23 protein-coding genes are annotated in these 22,658 nt (G+C 71.1%); 10 read left to right on the plus strand and 13 right to left on the minus strand.

The window, feature by feature from the left end; all coding sequences use genetic code 11:
* Positions 1 to 15: 15 nt before the first annotated feature.
* Entirely contained in the window at positions 16 to 369 is a 354-nt protein-coding gene (locus ACESMR_RS09460) for a hypothetical protein (protein ID WP_373046812.1), read from the plus strand.
* Here ACESMR_RS09460 and ACESMR_RS09465 read toward each other — a convergent pair.
* From ACESMR_RS09465 to ACESMR_RS09505, 9 genes are all read right to left on the minus strand, one after another.
* Positions 366 to 1,118 carry a lysophospholipid acyltransferase family protein gene (locus ACESMR_RS09465; protein WP_373046813.1) on the minus strand — a complete coding sequence of 251 codons (753 nt, stop codon included), beginning with the start codon at positions 1,116 to 1,118 and terminating at the stop codon, positions 366 to 368. The two genes, ACESMR_RS09460 and ACESMR_RS09465, sit on opposite strands and share 4 nt — an antisense overlap.
* 64 nt (positions 1,119 to 1,182) lie before the next feature.
* A complete protein-coding gene (locus ACESMR_RS09470; RefSeq protein WP_373046814.1) occupies positions 1,183 to 2,073 on the minus strand; it encodes an arginase family protein in 891 nt (296 codons plus the stop codon).
* 90 nt (positions 2,074 to 2,163) lie between these two features.
* Positions 2,164 to 4,461, minus strand: coding sequence for a Tex family protein (locus ACESMR_RS09475; RefSeq protein ID WP_373046815.1), 2,298 nt, complete (start codon positions 4,459 to 4,461; stop codon positions 2,164 to 2,166).
* A gap of 244 nt (positions 4,462 to 4,705) precedes the next feature.
* A complete protein-coding gene (locus tag ACESMR_RS09480; RefSeq protein WP_373046816.1) occupies positions 4,706 to 5,503 on the minus strand; it encodes a pseudouridine synthase in 798 nt (265 codons plus the stop codon).
* Positions 5,500 to 6,105, minus strand: a complete 606-nt coding sequence (locus tag ACESMR_RS09485) for a sterol desaturase family protein (protein WP_373046817.1) — start codon at positions 6,103 to 6,105, stop codon at positions 5,500 to 5,502. Before ACESMR_RS09485 ends, ACESMR_RS09480 begins: the two co-directional genes overlap by 4 nt.
* A gap of 216 nt (positions 6,106 to 6,321) precedes the next feature.
* The gene (locus ACESMR_RS09490) at positions 6,322 to 8,409 is read right to left on the minus strand and encodes a S46 family peptidase (RefSeq protein ID WP_373046818.1); all 2,088 of its coding nucleotides are present in this window, start codon (positions 8,407 to 8,409) and stop codon (positions 6,322 to 6,324) included.
* Between the two features lie 92 nt (positions 8,410 to 8,501).
* Positions 8,502 to 9,137: a TPM domain-containing protein gene (locus ACESMR_RS09495; RefSeq protein ID WP_373046819.1), complete on the minus strand. Its 636-nt coding sequence runs from the start codon at positions 9,135 to 9,137 to the stop codon at positions 8,502 to 8,504.
* On the minus strand, positions 9,137 to 9,838 hold the full coding sequence (locus ACESMR_RS09500) for a TPM domain-containing protein (RefSeq protein ID WP_373046820.1): 702 nt from the start codon (positions 9,836 to 9,838) through the stop codon (positions 9,137 to 9,139). Before ACESMR_RS09500 ends, ACESMR_RS09495 begins: the two co-directional genes overlap by 1 nt.
* Positions 9,835 to 10,422 (minus strand): LemA family protein, encoded by a 588-nt coding sequence (locus ACESMR_RS09505; RefSeq protein ID WP_373046821.1) that lies wholly within the window; start codon positions 10,420 to 10,422, stop codon positions 9,835 to 9,837. The genes ACESMR_RS09500 and ACESMR_RS09505 overlap by 4 nt, the downstream gene beginning before the upstream one ends.
* Positions 10,423 to 10,500: 78 nt before the next feature.
* Here ACESMR_RS09505 and ACESMR_RS09510 point away from each other — a divergent pair, with 78 nt between their 5' ends.
* On the plus strand, positions 10,501 to 10,929 hold the full coding sequence (locus ACESMR_RS09510) for an OsmC family peroxiredoxin (RefSeq protein ID WP_373046822.1): 429 nt from the start codon (positions 10,501 to 10,503) through the stop codon (positions 10,927 to 10,929).
* On the opposite strand, the gene ACESMR_RS09515 is transcribed toward ACESMR_RS09510, so the two are convergent.
* Positions 10,930 to 11,589, minus strand: coding sequence for an SDR family oxidoreductase (locus tag ACESMR_RS09515; protein WP_373046823.1), 660 nt, complete (start codon positions 11,587 to 11,589; stop codon positions 10,930 to 10,932).
* A gap of 107 nt (positions 11,590 to 11,696) precedes the next feature.
* On the opposite strand from ACESMR_RS09515, the gene ACESMR_RS09520 reads away from it, so the two are divergent.
* The 4 genes from ACESMR_RS09520 to ACESMR_RS09535 all read left to right on the plus strand — a co-directional run bounded on the left by ACESMR_RS09520 (position 11,697) and on the right by ACESMR_RS09535 (position 15,591).
* The gene (locus ACESMR_RS09520) at positions 11,697 to 12,107 is read left to right on the plus strand and encodes a hypothetical protein (protein ID WP_373046824.1); all 411 of its coding nucleotides are present in this window, start codon (positions 11,697 to 11,699) and stop codon (positions 12,105 to 12,107) included.
* Entirely contained in the window at positions 12,104 to 12,793 is a 690-nt protein-coding gene (locus ACESMR_RS09525; RefSeq protein WP_373046825.1) for a hypothetical protein, read from the plus strand. The genes ACESMR_RS09520 and ACESMR_RS09525 overlap by 4 nt, the downstream gene beginning before the upstream one ends.
* Before the next feature lie 42 nt (positions 12,794 to 12,835).
* Positions 12,836 to 14,890, plus strand: coding sequence for a M13 family metallopeptidase (locus ACESMR_RS09530; protein WP_373046826.1), 2,055 nt, complete (start codon positions 12,836 to 12,838; stop codon positions 14,888 to 14,890).
* Positions 14,891 to 14,985: 95 nt separating this feature from the next.
* Positions 14,986 to 15,591: a hypothetical protein gene (locus tag ACESMR_RS09535; RefSeq protein ID WP_373046827.1), complete on the plus strand. Its 606-nt coding sequence runs from the start codon at positions 14,986 to 14,988 to the stop codon at positions 15,589 to 15,591.
* Positions 15,592 to 15,598: 7 nt separating this feature from the next.
* Here the strand turns inward: ACESMR_RS09535 and ACESMR_RS09540 are convergent, their stop codons facing one another.
* Positions 15,599 to 16,471: a LysR family transcriptional regulator gene (locus tag ACESMR_RS09540; RefSeq protein ID WP_373046828.1), complete on the minus strand. Its 873-nt coding sequence runs from the start codon at positions 16,469 to 16,471 to the stop codon at positions 15,599 to 15,601.
* A gap of 95 nt (positions 16,472 to 16,566) precedes the next feature.
* Here ACESMR_RS09540 and ACESMR_RS09545 point away from each other — a divergent pair, with 95 nt between their 5' ends.
* Positions 16,567 to 17,670 (plus strand): homogentisate 1,2-dioxygenase, encoded by a 1,104-nt coding sequence (locus ACESMR_RS09545; RefSeq protein WP_373046829.1) that lies wholly within the window; start codon positions 16,567 to 16,569, stop codon positions 17,668 to 17,670.
* Positions 17,671 to 17,690: 20 nt separating this feature from the next.
* Positions 17,691 to 18,707 (plus strand): 4-hydroxyphenylpyruvate dioxygenase, encoded by a 1,017-nt coding sequence (gene hppD / locus ACESMR_RS09550; protein WP_373046830.1) that lies wholly within the window; start codon positions 17,691 to 17,693, stop codon positions 18,705 to 18,707.
* A gap of 57 nt (positions 18,708 to 18,764) precedes the next feature.
* Here the strand turns inward: hppD and ACESMR_RS09555 are convergent, their stop codons facing one another.
* Positions 18,765 to 19,325 (minus strand): DUF2007 domain-containing protein, encoded by a 561-nt coding sequence (locus ACESMR_RS09555; RefSeq protein ID WP_373046831.1) that lies wholly within the window; start codon positions 19,323 to 19,325, stop codon positions 18,765 to 18,767.
* Between the two features lie 125 nt (positions 19,326 to 19,450).
* Here ACESMR_RS09555 and ACESMR_RS09560 point away from each other — a divergent pair, with 125 nt between their 5' ends.
* Together ACESMR_RS09560 and ACESMR_RS09565 are read left to right on the plus strand one after the other, a co-directional pair.
* Entirely contained in the window at positions 19,451 to 20,026 is a 576-nt protein-coding gene (locus ACESMR_RS09560) for a TetR/AcrR family transcriptional regulator (RefSeq protein ID WP_373046832.1), read from the plus strand.
* Positions 20,023 to 21,255: an acetyl-CoA C-acetyltransferase gene (locus ACESMR_RS09565; protein ID WP_373046833.1), complete on the plus strand. Its 1,233-nt coding sequence runs from the start codon at positions 20,023 to 20,025 to the stop codon at positions 21,253 to 21,255. The genes ACESMR_RS09560 and ACESMR_RS09565 overlap by 4 nt, the downstream gene beginning before the upstream one ends.
* A gap of 83 nt (positions 21,256 to 21,338) precedes the next feature.
* Here ACESMR_RS09565 and fabF read toward each other — a convergent pair whose 3' ends face one another.
* Positions 21,339 to 22,586: a beta-ketoacyl-ACP synthase II gene (fabF, locus tag ACESMR_RS09570; protein WP_373046834.1), complete on the minus strand. Its 1,248-nt coding sequence runs from the start codon at positions 22,584 to 22,586 to the stop codon at positions 21,339 to 21,341.
* Between the last annotated feature and the right edge of the window lie 72 nt (positions 22,587 to 22,658).

Genomic DNA, 22,658 nt, shown 5'->3' on the forward strand with positions numbered 1-22,658 from the left:
GGTAGCCTGCGCGCCGTGTTCGAAGCGGCGCTGCAGGAGCTGGTGGCGGAGACGGGGGCGGAGCTCGCCCTCTTCTGCGACTACGAAGGTGAATCGATCGCGGTCGTGGCGCCCGGATGCGATCCCTTCGAGGCCCGCGTCCTCGGCGCGCAGCAGGCGCCGCTGGTGCTGCAGCTGCAGCGCGTCGCCAGGCAGAGCGGCCAGAGCGAGCGGCTCTCCCTCTCCTGCGTGGCGGAGCAGCGCGTGCTGCTGATCGAGGCGCTCCCCGGCGGCTACTACCTGGTGGCGGCCCTGGCGCCGAGCCCCACGTGGCAGCGGGCTGCGGGCCCGCTGCGCCGGCTCGCCGCGCGCTTCGCCGCCGAGCTCTAGGCGGCCCGCCGCACTTCCTCCCCGGACTCCATCCGCGCCTTCTCCGCGGCGATGAGCGCCCGCACGTGCTCGCGCAGCGCCGCCACGTCGCCGCCGAAGGGCGCCGGGTCGACGGCGTCGAGCACGTGCACCCGGCAAGCGGCGCTGCGGCGGATCACGAGGCCATGCTTGGGCAGGGTGTCGGCGGTGCCGGTGATCGCGATCGGGATCACCGGGCAGCCCTTCGCCGCCGCGAGGCGGAAGGCGCCGTCCTTGAACGGCAGCAGGTTGCCATCCGGCGAGCGCGTCCCCTCGGGGAAGAGCAGCACCGGCACGCCGCGCTCGAGCCACGTCTCGCAGGCCGCCATCATCTTCGCGATGCTCCCCTTGTCGCCGCGCTGCAGCGGCACGTAGCGGTTGAGGCGCATGTTCCAGCCGAGGAAGGGCGCCCGGAAGACGCTCGCCTTCGAGACCCACTTGAAGGGGCGGTAGAGGCCGAAGAGCACGAGGATGTCGCCGAGGCTCTGGTGGTTGGCGACGATCACCGCGGCGCTGCGCCACGGCAGCTTCTCCCGCCCCTGCACGTGGAGCCGCCAGGTCGGGTTGACCCAGAAGTAGAGCTGCGCCCACGCACAGGAGAAGAGGTGCTGCACCCTGCCCTTCGGATCGAAGGGCAGCGTCACCAGGAAGATCACGAGCGCCACGCAGAAGAGGAGCGCGGAGCTGATCGCGAAGAAGATCCAGAAGAGCAGCGAGAAGATGGCCCGCACGACGGCCTCCCTTGCGCGGCAGACGACCGCATCCTGTCGCGCCACCGCGGCGATGTCGACGGATCTATGCGCCGTCCCGCCCGAGGAGACCGCCCACCAGGGCGTCGACGATCGCCCGCGCGGCGCTGCGATCCGGATCGAGGGTGGGGTTGTAGATGGTCACCGTGATCCCCAGCAGGTGCGCCCGCTCGCGGGTCCGGCGCAGCACCGTGGCTACCTCACCCGGCAGCAACCCGCCCGGCGTGCGGTAGTCGACCGCCGGCACGACGTCGTCCGCGAAGACGTCGCAGTCGAGGTGGATCCAGACGCCGGCGGTACCGGCCACGCCGTCCAGCGCCCTGTCGACGGCGGTGTCGAGGCCGCCCCGCCGGATCGCCGGCAGATCGAACGCGCGGATCCCGCTCGCCGCGAAGGCGCGATCCTCGGCCTCGGCGTCGAAATCCCTGCGCCCCAGCGCGACGACGTCGTCGGGCACGAAGTAGGGAGCGAGCCCCTCGATGTCGCCCACCACCGGCGGGCCGTGGCCGGTGACGATGGCGAGGTCCGTGTCGGAGAGCTCGCCGGTCGGTGAAGCGGTTGGCGGGGTGAAGTCCACGTGGGCGTCGAGGAAGAGCAGCCCGTGGCGCCCCAGCCGGCGCAGCGCCAGCGCCGCACCGACGAGCACGCTGTCGTCGCCGCCGAGCACCAGCGGCACGGCGCCACCCTCCAGCAGCGGCACCAGCGCATCCGCGAGCCGCCGCGCGTGCGCCGCGACCTCGGGCCCGTTGCAGAGGCCGGTCGCCGGGTCGCGCGTCCACGAGGGCGCCGCCTCCACCCGCCCCACCACCGCCGCGCCCAGCCTGGTGGCGAGCCCCCCCTCGAGCAGCACGTCGCCTGCCAGCGCGACGCCGCTGGAACGGAGGCCGAGATGCGTCGGCGCCTGGAGGACGACGTAGCGCCCTGTGGGGCGCTCCAACGCAAAGGAACTTGCGCGCGGAGCGCGCCTTTTGTCCGCTTGGTCCCGCGCCAGCGGGGCCGAGTGGGCAAGATACGAGCGCATCGCGGTTCAGCGCTTCAGTTTCGCGAAGGGGTTGTTGAAGGGCGCCGCGGGCTTCACCTGCTGCTGCTGCTGCTGCTGCTGCTGCTGCTGCTGCTGCGCCGGCGGCCTCCCGCCCCTTTCCCGCTCACGCGCAGGCGCCCCGCCACCGGCTCCCTGCCCGCCCTCCGAGAGCGCCTTGACGCTCAAGGCGAGCCGCTTCCGCACGAGGTCCACGTCCACCACCTTCACGGTGAGCTTGTCGCCGACCTTCACCACCTCCGCCGGATCCTTCACGAAGCGGGTGGAGAGCTGGGAGACGTGGACGAGGCCGTCCTGGTGCACGCCGACGTCGACGAAGGCGCCGAAGGCGGTGACGTTGGTCACCACCCCCTGCAGCACCATGCCCTCGCGCACGTCCTCGAGCTTCTGCAGATCGGAGCGGAACGCAGGCGGCTCGAAGTCGCCGCGGGGATCGCGCCCCGGCTTCTCCAGCTCGGCGAGGATGTCCTTGAGCGTGGGCTCGCCGAGATCCCCCGAGACGTAGCGGCGCCAGTCGATCCGCCGCACCAGCGCCGGATTTCCCACCAGCTCGGCGAGGGGCACGCCGAGATCCTTCGCCATCTGCTCCACCACCGCGTAGCGCTCCGGGTGGACGGCGCTGTCGTCGAGGGGGTGTTTGCCGCGGATGCGCAGGAAGCCCGCCGCCTGCTCGAAGGCCTTCGGCCCCAGCCCCTTCACCTTCTTCAGCTCCGTGCGTTTGCCGAAGGGGCCGTTCTCGTCGCGCCACGCGACGATCGAGCGGGCGAGCTTCGGCCCCACGCCGGAGACGTGCTCGAGGAGTTGCGGCGAGGCGCTGTTGGCGTCGACCCCCACCGCGTTCACGGTGGTGTCCACCGTCTCGCCGAGCTTCTTCTTGAGCAGCGCCTGATCGACGTCGTGCTGGTACTGGCCGACGCCGATGCTCTTCGGATCGATCTTCACCAGCTCCGCCATCGGATCCTGCAGGCGCCTGCCGATCGAGACCGCGCCGCGCAGGCTCACGTCGAGCGAGGGGAACTCCTCCCGCGCCACCTCGGAGGCGGAGTAGATCGACGCCCCCTGCTCGCTCACCGAGACCACCGGCGAGCCCGCACCGATCTCCTTCAGCACCTCCCGCACGAAGCCCTCGGCCTCGCGGCTGCCGGTGCCGTTGCCCACCGCCACCAGATCGGGCCGATGCTTCTGCACGATCGCCGCGAACGCCCGCGCCGCTGCGGCCCGCTCGCCGGCGCCGCGCTCGGTGTAGAGCGTCGCCGTCTCCAGCAGCCTGCCGGTCTCGTCGAGCATCGCGAGCTTCACGCCGGTGCGCAGGCCCGGGTCGAGGGCCACCACCCGCTTGCCCGCAGCAGGCGGCGCGAGGAGCAGGTTCTTCAGGTTGGATCCGAAGACCTCGATCGCCTCGCGATCGGCGCGGTCCTTGAGCTCGTTCCGCAGCTCGCTCTCGAGCGAAGGCGCGAGCAGGCGCTCCCAGCCGTCCTGCGCCGCTGCGGCGAGCTGCGCGGCGGCCTTGGTGCCCCGGTTCTTCACCACGCTGCCGTGGACGCGCCCGAGGATCTCCTCGTCGGGGAAGGCGAGCTTCACTTTCAGCACGCCCTCCGCCTCGCCGCGGAAGATGGCGAGGACGCGGTGGGACGGCGCCTTCGCCAGCGGCTCCTCGTGGTCGTACCAGCTCTCGAAGCGGGTGCGCTCGTCACGCTTCTTCGGCGCCACGTCGGAGCGCAGCCCGCCCCGCTCCCTGGCGATCGAGCGGGCGGCTGCGCGAATCGATGCATCTTCCGCGATCCGCTCGGCAAGGATGTCCCGCGCGCCCGCGAGCGCCGCCTCCAGGTCGGCGACGCCCTTCCCCTCGTCGACGAAGGCCGCCGCCTCGGCCGCGGGATCGAGCCGCGGGTCCTGCGACCAGATCCGGTCGGCGAGGGGCTCCAGCCCCTTCTCGCGCGCCATGGTGGCGCGGGTGCGGCGCTTCGGCCGGTAGGGCAGGTAGAGATCCTCGAGCTCGGTGCGCGACGAGGCCCGCTCGATCCGGGCCCGTAGCTCCGGGGTGAGCTTGCCCTGCTCGTCGACGCTGCGGAGGATCGCCTCCCGCCTGTCCTCCAGCTCACCGAGGGAGCCGGCCCTGTCGAGGACCGCCTGGATCTGCACCTCGTCGAGGCCGCCGGTTGCCTCCTTGCGGTAGCGGGCGAGGAAGGGAACGGTGGCACCCTCTTCGTGCAAATCGAGGGTGCGCTCCACCTGCGCGGGACGCAGGCCGAGCTCGCGGGAGATGACGTCGACGAAGCGCTTCATTGCGCCGCAATCTACACCCTTCCCGCCGGTGCGGAAGCCACGGCAGCCGGGCGGAATGCGGACACGCCCGGCGGCCACCGAGCAACTTCCGGTGGGCCTCGCCGGGCGTCGTCCTTCCCGCTGGGGGCGGGAAACGATGGGGCTGCCCATCCAACCGACAGCCTCGGAGGACCGGCAGCTCCTGTCTTGCTGCCGCCTCCACCCATCGAGTAGGCGCAGCCCGCTGCTGCGCAAGCGCGCCTTCCTACGATTCCTGCCGCCAGCCGAGCCGCGACGCGATCTCGTCCGGCGCGAGCTCCCGCACCTGCCCCTCGGGCACGTCGAGGACGAGCTCGCCCACCGCCTCGCGGTGCAGCGCGCGCACCGGCAGACCCACCGCCGCGAGCATACGCTTCACCTGGTGGTTGCGCCCCTCGGTGATGGTGAGCTCCACCTCGCCTGGCCCCCGGGCCACCGCCACCGCAGGCCGGGTGGGCCCGTCGTCGAGGGTGATCCCGCGGCGCAGCGGCTCGAGCCGCTCGTCGTCCACCCGCCCCTGCACCAGCGCCAGGTAGCGCTTGGGCAGGTGGCTCTCGGGCCTCGTCGCGTGGGCCACGAAGCGCTCGTCGTTGGTGAAGAGGAGGAGCCCGGTGGTGTTGCGATCGAGGCGCCCCACCGCGTGCCAGCCGTAGCGCTCGAGCCCCGGCGGCAGCACCGCGGCGAGGCGCTCGAAGACGGTGCCGCCCCCTTCCGGATCGACGGTGGAGGTGACCACCCCCGCCGGCTTGTGGAAGAGGAGCACGCGGGTCGCCGCCTGCAGCGCGAGCCGCCTGCCGTCGAGCCGGATCTCGTCGCCGGCGCGCACCACCGCCATCGGCTCCCGGACCACCTCGCCGTTCTTGCTGACGCGGCCGGCCCGAATTGCTACCTGCGCTTCCGCCTGGGGCATGTGGCCGGAGCGGGCGAGGGCGCGGGTGAGCCAGTCCGGCTTCTCCCCGGGGGCGAAGCCGGCGTCGGAGGCCCGCGCCGCCTGCAGCCATTTCGGCGTGCGCTTGCGGCTCACGCGTGGGTTCGGAAGACGTAGTCCCAGAGCGGGCTCGAGACGCCGAAGCGCTTCTCCTGGAACTTCTTGTTGAAGTGGTGGCTGGCGTGGTGCCCCTGCAGCTTGCGGAGCCAGCGGTTCTTCGGCCTGCCGTGGTGCACGTAGTAGTGGGTCAGGTCGTAGATCATGTAGCCCAGCGTGAAGCCGCCGTGGAACGCCCAGCCGCCATCGCCGAGCAGCGCCGTCCAGAGCAGGGTGAAGAGCACGAAGAGCGGCACGCTCGCGCCGGGCGGGAGCACCAGCCGGTATTTGTCGTGGGGCCAGTGGTGGTGCACGCCGTGGACGAGGAAGTGGAAGCGCTCGCCCCAGGTGCCACCGGGGATCCAGTGGAAGAGGGTCCGGTGGAGCCAGTATTCCGCCAGGGTCCACGCCAACAGGCCGGCGAAGGCCAGGGCCGCGGTTGTCCCGATCCCGTTGCCGTGCTGCAGGCTCTCCCAGAGCAGCCAGGCCACCGCCGGCACGAAGACGATCGGGACGAAGGCAAAATGGGTCCGCGACACGGCGTCGAGGAGATCGCTCTCGAACATCCGCGGCGAATCGGGACCGGCCCAGGGTCGGTACATGCGTCTTCCTCCAGAAGCAGACGCCCCCGCGCAAGGCGGGGAGATACTGCACATTGGTGGCAGACCCATGGCAGGCGCGACCGCTTGCGCCCTGCCCGGGGCGGCCTCGGCGGCCTTCCTAACGACGGCCGAGGCCAGGCGCAACGCGAATGACGCAGCCGGTCGAAGGGGCGGGGGGCCCTGCACCGGGGGTGCCCCGGCGCAGGGGGTGTGCCGCTACTGCTTCGCTGCGGCCTTGCCGCCGGGCTGCAGTTCCTCGAGGAGCCGCTGCGCGCCGTAGACGGTCCGGAGCGCCTCGAGGATCCCCTCGCTGTGGACGGAGACCGCGCGGTTCACCGACTCGTCGAAGCCGTACTCACCGCCGAGGGACTGGATATTGCCGTCGAAGATCAGGCCGACGATCTCGCCCTCCCGGTTGATCACCGGCGAGCCGGAATTGCCGCCGATGATGTCGTTGGTCGAGGCGAAGTTGTAGGGCGTGGCGAGATCCAGCTTCGGCTTCGCCCGCAGCCACGAGGGGGGCAGCTCGTAGGGATCCGCGCCGGTGGCCCGCTCGTAGAGGCCGGCGAAGGTGGTGATCGGCTCGACCTGCCTGCCGTTCTCCTCCCAGCCCTTCACCTGGCCGAAGGAGAGGCGCAGGGTGAAGGTGGCATCGGGATAGGTGCTGGTGCCGTAGGCCTCGAAGCGGGCCTTCGCGATGGTCTCGCCGGCGCGGATGTCGATCGACTCGATCTGCTCCTCGTACTGCTTGCGGAGCGCCCGGGCCTGCGGATCGATGCGCCGGGCGAGCTCGATCATCGGATCGTTCGAGGCGGCGACCGCCTTCTTCCCGCCCTCGAAGAGCTGCTTGCGGAGCTTCGGATCGCCAAGCTTCGATCCCTGCACCAGCTTCTGCGCCAGCGACTCCGGCGACTCCTTGCCGAGCACGCTCTTGACGAAGGGGTGGTCGGTGCCGAGGGCCTCGCGGAGCTTGGTGAGCGAGTAGGTCAGCTTGAGCTCCTCGAGCTCGGGGTAGACCGGCGCCTCGCTGAAGAGCTGCGCCTGCAGCGCGGGGATCCGCGCGTCGGTGTACTCGGGGAGCCGCTGGTCGTTGGGCCTGGGCAGCTCCTCCGTCGCACGCACCAGCTGCCTGGCGAAGCCGAAGAGATCGGACTGGAAGCCCCAGGTGGTCGAGCGGCCCGGGCTCTCGATGTAGAGGAGCTCCTCGTAGATCGGCCGGAGCTTCGCCTGCGCCTCGGCCATGTCGGTCCAGGCCTGCGCGTACTGCTTCTTCCGCTCCGGGCTCGCATCCGCCCAGGCGCGGAGCTTGCGTTCCTGCTCGCGCTTGCTCTCCATCAGCGTCGGATCGAGGAGCGCCTCGTGCCTGCCGCGCAGCGCCTTCACCGCGTTCTCGACCCCGAAGAGATCGGTCTTGGCGATGCGCTTCTGCTCGGGCCCGCGGCGACCGAACTCGGTGAGCACGCCGCGGAGCTCGGCGAGGTAGAGCAGCCGCTGCGGCAGCACCATGTCCCGCTCGAACTCCAGCTCGGAGATGGTGAGCAGGCGGGAGGTGCGGCCCGGGTGGCCGGAGGTGAAGGTGAGGTCGCCCGCCTTCACGCCGCCGTCCGACCAGGCGAAGAAGTTCTCCATCTGCGCCGGCTTGCCGTCCCGGTAGACGCGCAGGAAGGTGGCGTCGAGGTTGTAGCGGGGGAACATGAAGTTGTCGGGGTCGCCGCCGAAGAAGGCGATGTCCAGCTCCGGCGCCCAGACCAGGCGCACGTCCTGGAAGCGGCGGTATTTGTAGAGCGAGTACTGGCCGCCGTTGTAGAGCGTGACCACGTCGCAGCGCAGCTCGGCGCTGGTAGCGCAGGCCTTCTCGATCTTCGACTTCTCCGCCTTGAGCGCCTCGGAATATCCGGCGCCGGTCTTGCCCTTCGTCGCCTTGGCGATCCGCGCGGTGACGTCGCGGATCTCGACGAGCTGGTTGACCTCCATCGCCGGGCACTGCTTCTCCTCGGCGAGGCTCTTCGCGAAGAAGCCGTTCTCCACGTAGTCCTGCTTCGCGGTGGAGAGCTGCTCGATGCAGCTGTGGGCGCAGTGGTGGTTGGTCATCACCAGGCCCTGCGCCGAGACGAAGGAGGCGGAGCAGCCGTTGGCGAGGCGCGCGGAGGAGAGGCGCACGTCGTCGAGCCATTCCTGGCTCGGCGCGAAGCCGTACCGCTCCTTCACCTGCTGCGCGGGGAAGTTGTCGAAGGTCCACATGCCCTCGTCGGCGAGGGCGGGGGCCGCGTAGAGCGCGAGCCCCAGGGCGAGAAAGCGCTTCATCCAGGATCCTTTCGGCAGTTTTCGGCGGCGCATTCCGCCCGCACCGGGCGCTGCCGTCAAGCGGCAGCGCCACTTGCCAAAAGGAACCGGGCCTAGCGCACCGTGAGGTGGTCGGGCAGCTCGTTGGGATTCTTCTCCCCCGCTGCACGGGGGAAATGTTCCCGCAGGTGCACGCCCACCCGCTCGATCGCCTCGACGAAGCCGTCCGCCGGGCGCTTCTCGCGGATGCGCCGGACCAGCACCTCGACCGCCTCGTTCCAGGTCCCCTCGCCCACCTTCTCGTGGACCGGCTTGTCGCCGAGGACCACCACCTCGTGCTCGAAGAGCGAGGCGAAGACGAGCACGCCGGTGCCGTGGGTGGTGCGGCCGAGGCCGTGCTCGCGGAAGGCGACCTCCGCCCGCCAGCGGACCATCGCGTCCATGGCGCTGCGCCCGACGAGGAGCCGCGCCAGCGGCGGCCAATTGCCGGCGAACCAGCCGATCACGAAGGCCAGCGCCTGGATCAGCGCCATCTCCCAGAGCGGGATCTCCACCGGGAGGATCAGGACGACCAGCGTCGCCAGCATCAGCGCCGCGATGCCCGCCCGGTCCTGCGCCTCGGGATAGGCGTCGCTCGAGTCGACCACCACCGGCACGATCTCGCCGAGGGTGGACGCCTCGGCCTGCCGCACCGCTGCCTGGATCCGCTCGAGGGCCGCCTCGTCGAAGAAGGGGTGTTTTTTCGCCATCACCAACTCCCGGAGGAACCGCCGCCGGAGAAGCCGCCGCCCCCGCCGCCGAAGCCGCCGCCCCCACCGAAACCACCGCCGCCGCCGAAGCCGCCGCCGATGAAGGGACCGCCGTAGAAGAAGCCCCGTCGCCGCCTGCCACCGAGCATCCGGAGCAGGAAGAAGGAGCCGAAGAAGAGCAGCGCCACCAACGGGATGCCGCGGCGCTCGTTCTGCTGCGGGCTCCGCCGGGCCTGGCCGATGTCGACGCCGGTATAGGTGAGCGCCCGCTCCGCAGCGGCGACGAGCCCCGCGCCGTATTGGTTGGCGCGGAACGCAGGAGCCAGCGTCTCCCGGATGATCCGCGAGGCCTGCGCGTCGGTGATCTCGCCCTCGAGGCCGCCGCCGACCTCGATCCGCATCTTGCGGTCCTGGGGGGCGACGACGAAGAGGAGGCCGTTGTCCTTCTCGGCGGTGCCGAGCTGCCAGGCCTCCGCCACGCGGATCGAGAAATCCTCGATCGGCTCACCCTCGAGCGACGGCACGGTGAGGAAGGCCATCTGCGGCCCGGTGCCCCCTTCCGCCGCCAGCGCCCGGCGCGCGATCGCCTCGAGCCGCGCCTCCTCGGCTGGCGAGAGGATCCCCGCCTGGTCGACCACCGGCCCGGTGAGCCGGGGCACCGGCAGCACCGCCAGGAGCAGCGCGGCGCCGAGCGCGATCAAAACTTCACCTCGGGCGGACGCTCTGCGTCGGGGGTCGTCGCCGTGAACTGGGGCTTCGGATCCTTCTGGTAGAAGAGCGAGTTGGTGAACGAGGTCGGCGGCACGGTGATCAGGTTGTTGAAGCCCTGCACCGCCTCGATGTAGCGGCGGCGCGCGATGGAAATCCGGTTCTCGGTCCCCTCGAGCTGCGCCTGCAGATCCCGGAAATTCTCGTTGGAGCGCAGGTCCGGGTAGCGCTCGGAGACCGCGAGGAGCCTGCCCAGCGCGCCGGAGAGCTGCGCCTGCGCCTGCTCGAACTGCCGCAGGTTCTCGGGGGTGAGCTGATCCGCCTGCAGCGTGACGCCGGTGGCCCGGGCCCTGGCGGAGGTCACCGCCTCGAGGACCTCGCGCTCCTGCTGCGCGAAGCCCTTCACCGTGTTGACCAGGTTGGGCACGAGATCGGCGCGGCGCTGGTACTGGTTCTGCACCTCGGCCCAGGCGGCGTCGACCGCGTTCTCTGCCTGCGGGATCGACTGCACGCCGCAGCCCGTGGCGAGGAGGGCGAGGGAAAGAGCGAGGAGCGTCTGGAGTCGGGTGCGAATCATGGCGGGAATCATAGTCCTCCCGGGGCGCTGTACCAGCGAAACGGTCGTGGACACCGTTGCGACCACCGGAGGGAAGAGATGCCGACGCGCCGGGCGCAGATCCACTGGGAAGGTGGCCTCAAGGCCGGAAAGGGTCGTTTCGAAGGCAGCAGTGGCGCCTTCGCCGCGCCCTACAGCGCGGGCACCCGCTTTGCGGAGGAGCCCGGCACCAATCCCGAGGAGCTGCTCGCAGCAGCGCACGGCGCCTGCTTCTCGATGGCGCTGGCTGCCGCCCTCGAGCAGGAGGGCGTGGTGCCGGAGCGGATCGACACCGACGCCGCCTGCACGATCGAGCTGCAGGGCGAGGGCTACCGGATCACCCGGGTCGAGTTGCAGGTCCGGGTCCGCGCCCCTGGGCTCGACGTCGGCACCCTCGAGCGCCAGGCGGCGATCACCAAAGAGGCCTGCCCGGTCTCCCGGGCCCTCCTCGGCAACCTCGAGATCGCGGTGCAGGCCCAGCTCGCCTGATCACCAGGGCAGCGGGCTCCCGTCGGCGTGGCGGAAGCTCCCCGACTCCTTCGGGTCGAGCTCGCCAATCCGCGTGAGGATCCCCCGGGCCGCATCGCCGGGCTCCACCGTGCCGCGGCCCCCGGTCATCTCGGTCTTCACGAAGCCCGGGTGCACGAGGAGCACCGCGATCCCCTTCGCCTCGAGATCCCGGGCGAGGGAGACGCCCGCTGCATTGAGCGCCGCCTTGGACATCCGGTAGCCGTAGTAGCCGCCGGAGGTGTTGTCCGCGATCGAGCCCATGCGGCTGGTGACGAGCACGATCCGGCTCCCCTCGCCGAGGTTCCCCAGCAGCGCCGCCGTCACCTTGAGGGGCCCGAGGGCGTTCACCTCGAATTGCCGGCGGATGCTCTCGAGGTCCAGGGGATCGAGGCCGTCCCGGTCGAGGATCCCGGCGTTGTTGACGAGCAGGTCGAGGTGCACGCCCTGCAGCCGCTCGCCGAGGCGGCGCACCGACTCGTCGTCCGCCACGTCGAGCTCCTCGACCTGGACCTCCAGCGCATCGAGATCGATGCTCCTGGTGCGGCAGGCGGCGATCACCTCCCAACCTGCAGCGACGAGCTGCCGGGTCATCTCGAGTCCGATTCCGCGGTTGGCGCCGGTGACGAGGGCACGGGGCATGGGGGCTGGTCTCCTGTGGGCGTGGAAGGCAGCAGAGGTAGCCCCGGCCCCTGCCCCGGCGCAACCCGACTTCCGCTACGGGCCGCATTGCGGTAGGCAAGCGGCCCATGGGCGCCGAAGGCGGCAGGACCACAGGCAAGGTGATCGTGCTCTTCCTCGTCGTGGCGGTGGGCCTGGCCTGCGGCCTGCTCTTCTGGGCCACGAAGGCGGTGCAGGAGGCGGCGCCGCCGATCCCGCCGCGGCTGCCCCGTCCCATCGCCGCCAGCGCCCTGCCGCCAGGCGGTGGGGCCGAGCTGCTGCAGCGCTACTGCGTCGCCTGCCACGCCCTGCCCGATCCGGCGCAGCACGCTGCAGCGGCCTGGCCCGGTGTCCTCGCCGACATGGAGCGCCGGATCCACTCGCGGATCATGCGCACCGCCCCGATGCCCACCCGCGCCGAATGGCGAGAGCTCGAGGCCTGGCTTCAGCTTCACGCCGCCGGCACGAGGGCCCTCGCCCAGGAAGAGACCGAGCCGTGACCGAGGCCTTTCCGAAGATCCGCGATGCGCTGGCCCTGCAGCGGCGCCTCTCCACCGTCGCCGCCGAGCTCGCCGTCCGCGAGCGCCTGGCCAGGGAGCAGCGCTGGCTCGACGAGGCGCGCACCCTCCTCGACGAGCGCACCAACGGCGCCGACGAGCTGCTCGCCCGGGCGGCGGCGCTGCCGGAAGGCGAGGAACTTCGCACCGAGCTGCTGGCGGAGGCGAAGCTGCGCTGGATCGACGCGGCGCAGACCTTCCACGCCACGGTGACGCGGACCTTCGGCCCGCGGGCGCCGGTGGTGGAGGCGCTCTTCCCCCACGCCGACTTCGAGATCCTGCGGCGCAAGGGCTTCGACGACTACCACGACGCGGTGCTGCGCTTCCTCGCCACCGCCTACGTGGAGCGGACCCTCGCCGAGGAGGAGCGGGTCCACGCCCACCGCGACGCGCTGGTCGCTGCGAGCGAGCGGCTCCAGCAGCTCCGCGAGCCGCAGCCCGCCGAGGACGATGCGGCGCTGCGCCGCGAGGTGGACGACGTGGCGGCGCCCCTCGATCTGGTGCTGCGACAGGTGCGGCACCTCGCGGAGGCCGCGCTCCTGCCTGCGCCCGATCTGCTCGAGCGGGCGGCGCTGGAGCCGCAGGGGCGCCGCCGCACGGCGCGCCGCGCCTCCACCCGGGCGGGCTGAATTGCGGTTGGCGCCCTGCTTTCGTGGCGTACCATGCGCCCCATGCGCACGAAGATCCTGATCGGAGCGGTGCTGCTCGCCGGCACCGCCTGCCCCAAGTCCAGCGACACCCTTCCCGAGCCGGAGGTGAGCACCCGGGGGATCCCGGCGGAGCCGCCTGCCACCGTCGACGTGGCGGCCCTCGACCGCACCGTCCCGCCCTGCGAGGACTTCTACCGCTTCGCCTGCGACGGCTGGATCGAGGCCACCGCGATCCCGCCCGATCGGCCGGGCTGGTTCCGAGGCTTCTCGGAGATCCAGGAGCGCAACCAGCTCCTCCTCCGCCGGATCCTCGAGGAGGCCGCCGCGGGCGATCTCGATGCGCCCTACGCGAAGAAGCTCGGCGCCTACTACACCTCCTGCATGGACGAGGGGCAGCAGGCCTCGCTGCAGACCCTCGAGCAGGAGCTCGCGCGGATCGCCGCCGTCGAGAAGCCGGAAGCCCTCGCCGCCACGGTGGCGGCGCTGCAGCAGCGGGGCGTGAACGCCTTCTTCCAGATGGGCTCGGAGCAGGATTTCCGCGACACCACCCAGGTGATCAGCGGCGTCGATCAGGGCGGCCTCGGCCTCCCCGACCGGGACTACTACCTGAAGGAAGACGAAAAGAGCGCCCAGATCCGCGCGGCCTACGTGGAGCACGTGGCGAAGATGTTCGCCCTCGCCGGCACCGCCGAGGAGACGGCGCGGGAGCAGGCCCGGACGGTGATGGAGATCGAGACCGCGCTGGCGCAGGCCTCGATGGCGCGGGTCGATCGCCGCGACCCCTACAAGATCTACAACCGGCTCGAGCGCGAGGGGCTCGAGAAGCTCGCGCCCACCTTCGCGTGGGACGCCTATTTCCCGGCGATCGGCGCCGCCGACCTGCAGCAGATCAACGTGGCCACCCCCGACTTCTTCCGGGGCTTCGAGCAGGTCCTCGCCGAAAGGGAGATGGAGGCGATCCGCACCTACCTGCGCTGGCGCCTCCTCGACGCCTCGGCGGCGGCGCTACCCGAGCCCTTCGTGCAGGAGGATTTCGCCTTCCGCTCGAAGAACCTCACCGGCGAGGAGCAGATCCTGCCCCGGTGGAAGCGCTGCGTCGACGCGGTGGACAAGGCGATGGGCGAGGCGCTGGCCAGGCCCTTCGTGGCGATCACCTTCGGCGCCGAGGGGAAGAAGGAGGCGCAGGAGCTGGTGCGCGGGATCGAGCACGCCTTCGACGCGAACCTCAGCCGCATCGACTGGATGGACGAGGCGACGAAGGCCCGAGCCCGCGAGAAGCTCGAAGCGGTCTACAACAAGATCGGCTACCCCGATCGCTGGCGGAACTACGACGCCCTCGAGGTGGGTGAGGACTCCTACCTGGAGAACCGCCTCGCCGCAGCACGCTTCGAGACCCGCCGCGACCTCGACAAGATCGGCGAGCCGGTGGACCGCGGCGAGTGGTTCATGTCGCCGCCCACCGTCAACGCCTACTACAGCCCGCTGCGCAACGAGATGGTCTTCCCTGCGGGGATCCTCCAGTCGCCCTTCTTCGCCACCGAGGCGACCCACGCCGCCAACGCCGGCGGCATCGGCATGGTGATGGGCCACGAGCTCACCCACGGCTTCGACGACAAGGGGCGGCTCTTCGACGCGAAGGGCAATCTGAGCGAGTGGTGGAGCCCCGAGGTCTCGGAGCGCTACAAGCAGCGGGCGCAGTGCGTGGTCGATCAGTACGCCGCCTACACGGTGCAGGGGCAGAACCTCAACGGACGCCTCACCCTCGGCGAGAACATCGCCGACATCGGCGGCCTGAAGCTCGCCTGGGAGGCGCTCCAGGCGAGGCAGACGGAGCGCGGCGAAGGCCCGGAGGTGGCGGGCTTCACCGAGGACCAGCAGTTCTTCCTCTCCTTCGCCCAGTCCTGGTGTGCCAAGCGCCGGCCCGCGTACGCGCGGATGCTGGTCACGGTCGATCCCCACTCGCCGCCGGAGTACCGGGTGAACGGCAGCGTCTCCAACGTGCCGGGCTTCGCCGAGGCCTTCGCCTGCGAGGCCGGCGCGAAGATGGCGCCGACGGAGCGCTGCGAGGTCTGGTGATCCGCGGCGGTCGCCGCCGACATGAGCCCGACGGGGGCGGCGCCTGGCCGCCCCCGTGGCATACTGGGTCCATCGATCAGCCCCCGGAGGTAGGTATGCGCAAGACGTTCTGCAGCGTGGTGGCTCTCGGCCTGCTCGCAGCCTGTGGCGACGATCCCAAGGGCGTCGGTGGTACCGGCGGAAGCGGTGGCGGCGCGCCGGTGGAGCTGCCGCCCGAGACGGTGATGGTGCAGAGCGAGGCGGGCCGCACCTTCGAGTCGGAGCGGGTCCGCATCACCGTCCGCGAGATGGCGGGTGGCGCGATCCCGGAGATCAGCGGCTTCTTCCAGGCCACCGAGATGGAGACCGGCACGGACTACGACGTGCAGTTCCGGCTCTCCCGCGAGCAGCTCGAGACCGGCGTCGCCAACCCCAACCTCTCGGGCCGGGCGCCGACGCAGATCGGCATGGGCAAGATCGAGGTGGACGGGCCGGACGGCTGGATCATCAGCGACGGCCTCACCGATCGCCTCGACATCGAGTTCTCCGAGGGCTTCTTCAGCGGCACCGTCACCTCGCCCGAGCCGGAGATGGCGGCGACGATCGAAGGCGGCTACGACCTGCGCTGCGAGATCCTCGAGGGCGGCAAGCACGTGGAGGACGCCGACTTCGCCTCCGACGTCTGCCAGCAGTTCGCCCACCAGCGGCCGCGCACCGAGTGATTGCCCCTCAGCCGGCCCGGAGCGCCTCGAGGAGGCGCTGCCCGGCGCGGCCCAGCGGGCGCTGCGCCCGGTGGACCAGCATCGGCGCGAAGCGGTAGCGGGAGCCGCCATCCCAGGCGAGCTCCCGCAGGCTGCCCGCAGCGAGCGCCGCCTCCACCAGGTGGAGCGGCATCCAGCCGAATCCCAATCCCATCGAGAGCGCCTGCCTCTTGGTGAAGAAGTCGCCCAGGTAGAAGACCCGGGCGCCGCCGAAGAGCTGCAGCTGCCCGCTCTCGGCTCCTTCCCCGCCCCGCACCGTCAGCTCCACGTGGCGCTGCAACTCGGCCAGGGAGAGCTTGCGCTCCTGCGCGAGGGGATGGGCCGCCGCAGCCACCAGCACCACCTCGAGCTCCGGCAGCGCGTGGGCCACGAGGCTCTCGCTGCGGTGCCAGTCCTTGACCAGCATCAGGTCCGCGCCCTCGCTCTCGAAGCGCCGCTGGACCCCGCTCCGGAACTCGACCCGGAGCTGGATCTGCGTGGGCACCTCCTCGTCCGCCAGGGCCTGCAGGGCGGCGAGGAGCGGCTCCTGCGGCAGGATCCCGTCGATCACCACCTGGAGTCGCGGCTCCCAGCCCGCGCCGAACTGGCCGGCGACGTGCTCGAGCCTGCGGGCCCTGGCGAGGAGGAGGCGCCCCTCCTCGAGGACCACCCGGCCCGCGTCGGTGAGCCGGGCTCTGTGGCCGCTGCGATCGAAGAGGGCGAGGCCGAGTCCATCCTCCAGCTGGCGGATGGTGTAGCTCACCGCCGACTGGACCTTGTGCAGCTCCGCCGCCGCAGCAGCGAAGGAGCCGGTCCGCTGGATCGCCTCCAGGGTCTCGATGCCGTCGAGCGTGATCTTCACGGCGATATCATCAGCCGATTCGAACGAATCGAGCAAATCTTCCCGTTATCCTTCGAACGATGACCGGATCGATGCTGGTGGCCAAGGAGGCAGCCATGCATTGGATCAAGGGCCGCGTCACCCGCCAGGCGCACGTCGACATTCCCGAAGGCACCGTCGAGGAGGAGTTCGGCCGCCGCGGTTTCTTCGGCAGGGTGAGCCACCTCTACCGGACCCACGCACCGGTGGGCTGGACGAAGCTCGAGGGCGACTTGCGCCCCCACGCCTTCCAGACCCTGGAGCTCCCGGGCCTCTCGGGCGATTGGCTCGAGGGCCGGGTGGCCTTCCTCGGCAACGCCGACGTGACGCTCCACCTGGCGAAGCTCCACACGCCGATGCCGTACTTCTTCCGCAACGCCGACGCGGACGAGATCCTCTTCGTCCACCGGGGCGAGGGCCGGATCGAGACCGACTTCGGGCCGATGGCCTACGAGCGCGGCGACTACCTGGTGATCCCGCGGGGCACCACCTACCGGCTGGCGCCCTCGGCCGAGACGGCGATGCTGGTGATCGAATCCGCCGACGAGGTGGAGATCCCGCCCCGCGGCGTCCTCGGCAACCACGCCCTCTTCGACACCGACGTGATCGAGGTCCCCGAGCCGCAGCCGCCCGAGGAGGAAGCAGGGCGCACCGAGTGGCAGGTGAAGGTGCAGCGGCAGGGGCGGATCTCGACGATCACCTACCCCTTCCACCCGCTCGACACCGTGGGATGGAAGGGCGACCTCGCCGTGTGGCGGCTCAACGTCCGCGACATCCGGCCGGTGATGAGCGAGCGCTACCACCTGCCCCCCACCGCCCACGTCACCTTCCTGATGAAGAGCGTGGTGGTCTGCACCTTCCTGCCCCGCGGCCTCGAGACCGGCGATCCGGGGGCGCTCCGGGTGCCCTTCTTCCACAACAACATCGATTTCGACGAGGTGATCTTCTACCACGCCGGCGACTTCTTCAGCCGCGCCGGGGTCGGCCCCGGGATGGTCACCTTCCACCCGCAGGGGATCCACCACGGTCCGCAGCCCGGCGCCGTCGCCGCCTCGAAGACGAAGGAGCGGACGGACGAGGAGGCGGTGATGATCGACAGCCGCCGCCCCCTGGAGCTCACCCCAGCAGCGCAGTCGATTTCGTTCCCGGACTACTGGAAGTCCTGGATGGCAGCGAAGTGAACGCGAGGAGAGAAACGGAGATGAACGGCAATCCCCTGGGCATGCGCGGCCTCGCCTTCGTCGAATACGCGAGCGCCGCCCCCGAGAAACTCGGCGCGCTCTTCGCCGACATGGGCTTCGTTCGCATCGGCAGGCACCGCTCCCTCGCGGTGGACCACTACCGGCAGAACGGCATCCACTTCTTCGTGAACCACGAGCCGGGCACCCACGCCGCGGCGTTCACCGCGGCGCACGGCCCCTGCGTCTGCAGCCTGGGCCTGCTCTTCGAGGACGCGCAGGCGGCCTTCGACGAGGCGGTACGGCGGGGCGCCAAGCCCTTCCAGGGCAAGGGCACCTTCGACGTGCCGGCGATCCACGGCATCGGCGACGCGGTGCTCTACTTCGTCGAGGCGAGCGGCCCCCGCAGCTTCCAGGCCCATTTCGAGTCGGACTGGAACGCCGACGTGCGCGGGGTGGGTTTCCTCGCCATCGACCACCTGACCAACAACGTGCACCGCGGCACGCTGGGGGAATGGCAGCGCTTCTACCAGGAGATCTTCGGCTTCACCGAGGTGCGCCACTTCGACATCCGCGGCGAGGAGACCGGCCTCTTCTCCTACGCGCTGCGATCGCCGGACGGCTCCTTCTGCATCCCGATCAACGAGGGCAAGGAGGAGAAGTCGCAGATCGACGAATACCTGCGCGAGTACAAGGGGCCCGGCGTGCAGCACATCGCGCTGACCACCGAGGACATCCTCGGCACCCTCGACCGCATCGGCGGCAAGGTGGTGACCCTGGACATCGACGACGAGTATTACGCCACGGTCTTCGACCGGGTGCACGGCGTCACCGAGGATCCGGAGCGGATCCGGCAGCACCAGGTCCTCGTCGACGGCGACGACGCGGGCTACCTGCTCCAGATCTTCAGCCAGAACGTGATCGGGCCGATCTTCTTCGAATTCATCCAGCGCCGGAACCACCAGGCCTTCGGCGAGGGGAATTTCGGCGCCCTCTTCCGCTCGATCGAGCGGGACCAGAAGCGCCGCGGCGTGCTCTGACCGGCGCGCCGTTCGACCTGGCCCCGTCGCCCCAAAGGCGGCGGGGCTTTTTTCGATCTATCCCCCGATGCGCCGCAGCACGAGGAAGAGCACCGGGCCGAGAAAGAGCAGATCGAGCGCCGCCGCCACCGCCGCCTGGCGGCGGCCCTTCGATGACGCGGGAAGCCGCGCCCGGGCGAAGCGGACGAGGAGCGCCGCCGAGTAGAGGTGGAGGACGAAGGGGAGGAAGCAGCCGGCAAGCGCCGCCACCAGCGCCCGCCGCGCGATCGCGTCGGTGGCCAGGGTCGCCTCGTCCCGCAAGTCCTCGAGGACCTCCCGATCGAGCCACCGCTCCTCCCGCTCCCAGGCGTCTTCCTCCAGCCCTTCGATTTCGTCCTCCCAGCCCTCCGGCGCCCCGAGGTTGGAGAGGATCTCCAGCGCCCGCGCCTCCTCGCCTGCTGGCACCTGGAGCCGGACCCCGCCCACCGCACCCGAGAGGTAGTCGCCTGCGGCGCCGACGAGCTGGGTGTCGAGGAGCTGCACCGGGATCTCGTGGGCCTCGAGCGCCCCCCGGGCCATCTCCGCCTCGAGGACCGTGGGGAAGCGGACCAGGGTCGCCCAGCGAATCGTCTGCTCCATACGCTGCCTCCTCGAAGCCGGATCCCACCCTGCCACCGAAGCCCGCGCCCTGGCCAGCCCGCCCCTTTCCCTTGCGCTTCCGTATGACGGTCGTCATATGATGAGCAAAATATGGAGGACGGGGCATGGGACGGGCGGAGCAGAAGGCGGAGACCAGGGAGCGCATCCTCGCTTCGGCGGGGAAGCTCCTGCGCGAGCGCGGCATCGCCGCCGCCAGCGTGCAGGAGGTGATGAAGGGGGCCGGCCTGACCGTGGGCGGCTTCTACGCCCACTTCGCCTCGAAGGAGGCGCTGGTGGACGAGACGATCCGCGGCACCATCGGCAGGGCCCGCGGCATGCTCCTTCGGGTGCACGAGGAGAGCGCGATCGAGGGTGTGATCCGCCGCTACCTCTCCCGGCGGCATCGGGACGAGGCAGAGGTCTGCCCGCTCCCCGCCATCGCCGGCGAGATCGCCAGCGGCGCGCCCCACGGCACCGTGCTCGCCGAAGAGCTCGCCGCCCACGCCAGGGCGCTGGCGGAGCTGCTGCCCGCGGGAGGCAACCGCCGCGAGCGGGCGCTGGGCCTGCTCGCGCTGCTCTTCGGCGGCCTCACCCTGGCCCGCGCCACCAGAGGCACCGCGTTGTCCGACGAGATCCTGAAGGCCTGCCGTGCGTTCGCGCGGGACGGCCTCGCAGCCGAAGACGAGAGGAGAGGCACGTGAAGAACGAAGCCTGGGTGATCGATGCGATGAGGACGCCCCGCGGCAGGGGCAAGATGGGCAAGGGCTCGCTCTCAGGGATCCACCCGCAGGAGCTGCTCGGCCAGACCCTGAACGCGCTGGCGGACCGGACCGGCGTCGACAGGGCCGCGGTGGACGACGTGGTGGTGGGCTGCGTCGCGCAGGTGAACGAGCAGGGGGCGAACATCGCCCGCAACGCCGTCCTCGCTGCGGGCTGGCCCCTCTCGGTGACCGGCACCACCCTGAACCGCTTCTGCGCCTCGGGGCTGCAGTCGGTCCACTTCGCGGCGATGGGCGTGATGTCGGGGGCGCAGGAGCTCGTCTTCGCCGGCGGCGTGGAGAGCATGTCGCTCTTCCCGATCGGCGCCGACGGCGGCGGCCAGGACGGCGGCAACCAGACCCTGCGCGAGCGGATCTTCCAGGTGCCGCAGGGGATCGGCGCGGACCTCATCGCCACGCGCGAGGGTTATACCCGCGCCATGATCGACGAGGTGGCGCTCCGCTCCCAGCGCAACGCCGCGGCGGCGATCGAGGCGGGCCGCTTCGCGCGCAGCCTCGTTCCCGTGGTCGATCCGGCAACTGGGAAGGTGGTGCTCGACCGGGAGGAGAATCCCCGCCCCGCCACCACCGCCGAGGCCCTCGCAGCGCTGCCGGCTTCCTTCGTCGGCCTCGGCGCCAGCGAGGTGGACGGCGCCACCCTCGACGGGATCGCCCTCCGGCCCTACCCCGATACCACCGGGATCCGGCACATCCACAGCGCCGGCAACTCGAGCGGCCTCGCCGACGGCGCCGCTGCGGTGGCGGTCGCCTCCACCGATTTCGTCCGGGCCCACGGGCTCAAGCCCCGCGCCAGGATCCGCGCCATGGCCACGGTGGGCAGCGAGCCGGTGATCATGCTCACCGGCCCGGCGCCCGCCTCGCGGAAGGCCCTGCGCGCCACTGGCATGGAGGCCTCGGACATCGACCTCTGGGAGATCAACGAGGCCTTCGCCGCGGTGGTGCTCCAGACGATCCGCTCCCTCGGAATCGAGGAGGACCGGGTGAACGTCAACGGCGGCGCCATCGCCCTGGGCCACCCGCTCGGCGCCACCGGGGCGATGCTCCTCGGCACCCTGATCGACGAGCTGGAGCGGCGGGACCTCTCCACCGGGCTGGTGACGATGTGCATCGGCGGCGGCCAGGGGATCGCCACCATCGTCGAGCGGGTCTGAACGAGCGCAGCCTGCAGAAAAGAAGCGGCGGCTTCCCCCGGGAGGGAGCCGCCGCTTTCCTTTGCCCGCGGGCCGCTGGGCCTTCAGCTCCGCCCGAAGACCAGCGCCACGTTGGTCCCGCCGAAGCCGAAGGAGTTGCTCATCACCGCCTGCAACTCGGCCTTCCTGGCGTGGTTCGGAACCACGTCGAGGCGCACCGCCGGATCCTGTCGCTCCACGTTGATCGTCGGGGGCACGATGCCGCGGGTGAGCGCCAGCACCGAGATCACCGCCTCCGCCGCGCCAGCGGCGCCGTTCATGTGGCCGGTCATCGACTTGGTCGAGGAGACGAGCAGCTTTGCCGCGTGTTCCCCGAAGACCGCCTCGATCGCCGCCGCCTCGAGGGTGTCGCCGATGTCGGTGGAGGTGCCGTGGGCGTTCAGGTAGCCGATCGCCTCCGGCGGCAGCCCCGCATCCCGCAGCGCCGCCCGCATCGCCCGCTGCCCGCCCTCGTGGTGGGGCGAAGGCGCGGTGGGATGGCCTGCGTCGGAGGAGGCGCCGTAGCCCACCAGCTCCGCGTGGATCCTGGCGCCGCGGGCCACCGCGTGCTCGTACGACTCCAGCACCATCATCCCGGCGCCCTCGGCGATGACGAAGCCGTCCCGGTCGAGATCGAAGGGGCGGCTGGCCCTGGTCGGCTCGTCGTTGCGGGTGGAGAGCGCCCGCATCGCCGAGAAGCCCGAGACGGCGAGCATGCAGATCGGCGCCTCGGCGCCGCCAGCCACCGCCACGTCGTAGTCGCCCCGGGCGATGCCGCGGGCCGCCTCCCCCAGGGCGTGGGCCGAGGTGGAGCAGGCGGAGACCGGGCACCAGCTCGGCCCCTTGAAGCCGTGGCGCGCCGAGACGTAGCCGGCTGCGAGGTTGGCGATCATCTGGAGGATGAAGAAGGGGCTCACCCGGTCCGGCCCCTTCTCGAAGGCCTTCTTCGCCGTCTCCTCGAGGCTGGCGATCCCGCCGATGCCGGAGCCGATGATGGTGGCGATCCGCTCGGCGTTCGCCTCGGTGACCACCAGCCCCGCGTCGGCCACCGCCTCGTCCGCAGCGGCGATCGCCAGCTGCTCGAAGCGGTCCATCCGCCGCTGCTCCCGCTTCTCCACCCAGCGGCCGGGGTCGAAATCCGAGACCTCACCTGCAATCCGGACCGAGAGCCCGCTCGCATCGAAGAGGGTGATCGGCCCCACGCCGCTCCGCCCCTCCACCAGGTTGGCCCAGCTCTTCTCCACGCCGCTTCCACAGGGGGTGAGGAGCCCGAGCCCCGTGACCACCACCCGCCGCTTCTCTTCCGTTCGCATGACGCCTCCGCCGGCCCCCGGGCCGCAGACGAAACGGTAGGATTACGATTATACTTTCATCTGTGCAAATGA

The sequence above is a fragment of the Vulgatibacter sp. genome (assembly GCF_041687135.1).
Classification (GTDB): domain Bacteria; phylum Myxococcota; class Myxococcia; order Myxococcales; family Vulgatibacteraceae; genus JAWLCN01.

Coding starts and splice junctions, on each gene's coding strand:
- hppD (WP_373046830.1), top strand. CDS start 17,691: ATGAACGGCAATCCCCTGGGCATGCGCGGCCTCGCCTTCGTCGAATAC.
- ACESMR_RS09530 (WP_373046826.1), top strand. CDS start 12,836: ATGCGCACGAAGATCCTGATCGGAGCGGTGCTGCTCGCCGGCACCGCC.
- ACESMR_RS09505 (WP_373046821.1), bottom strand. CDS start 10,422: ATGATTCGCACCCGACTCCAGACGCTCCTCGCTCTTTCCCTCGCCCTC.
- ACESMR_RS09520 (WP_373046824.1), top strand. CDS start 11,697: ATGGGCGCCGAAGGCGGCAGGACCACAGGCAAGGTGATCGTGCTCTTC.
- ACESMR_RS09555 (WP_373046831.1), bottom strand. CDS start 19,325: ATGGAGCAGACGATTCGCTGGGCGACCCTGGTCCGCTTCCCCACGGTC.
- ACESMR_RS09485 (WP_373046817.1), bottom strand. CDS start 6,105: ATGTACCGACCCTGGGCCGGTCCCGATTCGCCGCGGATGTTCGAGAGC.
- ACESMR_RS09490 (WP_373046818.1), bottom strand. CDS start 8,409: ATGAAGCGCTTTCTCGCCCTGGGGCTCGCGCTCTACGCGGCCCCCGCC.
- ACESMR_RS09545 (WP_373046829.1), top strand. CDS start 16,567: ATGCATTGGATCAAGGGCCGCGTCACCCGCCAGGCGCACGTCGACATT.
- fabF (WP_373046834.1), bottom strand. CDS start 22,586: ATGCGAACGGAAGAGAAGCGGCGGGTGGTGGTCACGGGGCTCGGGCTC.
- ACESMR_RS09475 (WP_373046815.1), bottom strand. CDS start 4,461: ATGAAGCGCTTCGTCGACGTCATCTCCCGCGAGCTCGGCCTGCGTCCC.
- ACESMR_RS09510 (WP_373046822.1), top strand. CDS start 10,501: ATGCCGACGCGCCGGGCGCAGATCCACTGGGAAGGTGGCCTCAAGGCC.
- ACESMR_RS09560 (WP_373046832.1), top strand. CDS start 19,451: ATGGGACGGGCGGAGCAGAAGGCGGAGACCAGGGAGCGCATCCTCGCT.
- ACESMR_RS09515 (WP_373046823.1), bottom strand. CDS start 11,589: ATGCCCCGTGCCCTCGTCACCGGCGCCAACCGCGGAATCGGACTCGAG.
- ACESMR_RS09495 (WP_373046819.1), bottom strand. CDS start 9,137: ATGGCGAAAAAACACCCCTTCTTCGACGAGGCGGCCCTCGAGCGGATC.
- ACESMR_RS09535 (WP_373046827.1), top strand. CDS start 14,986: ATGCGCAAGACGTTCTGCAGCGTGGTGGCTCTCGGCCTGCTCGCAGCC.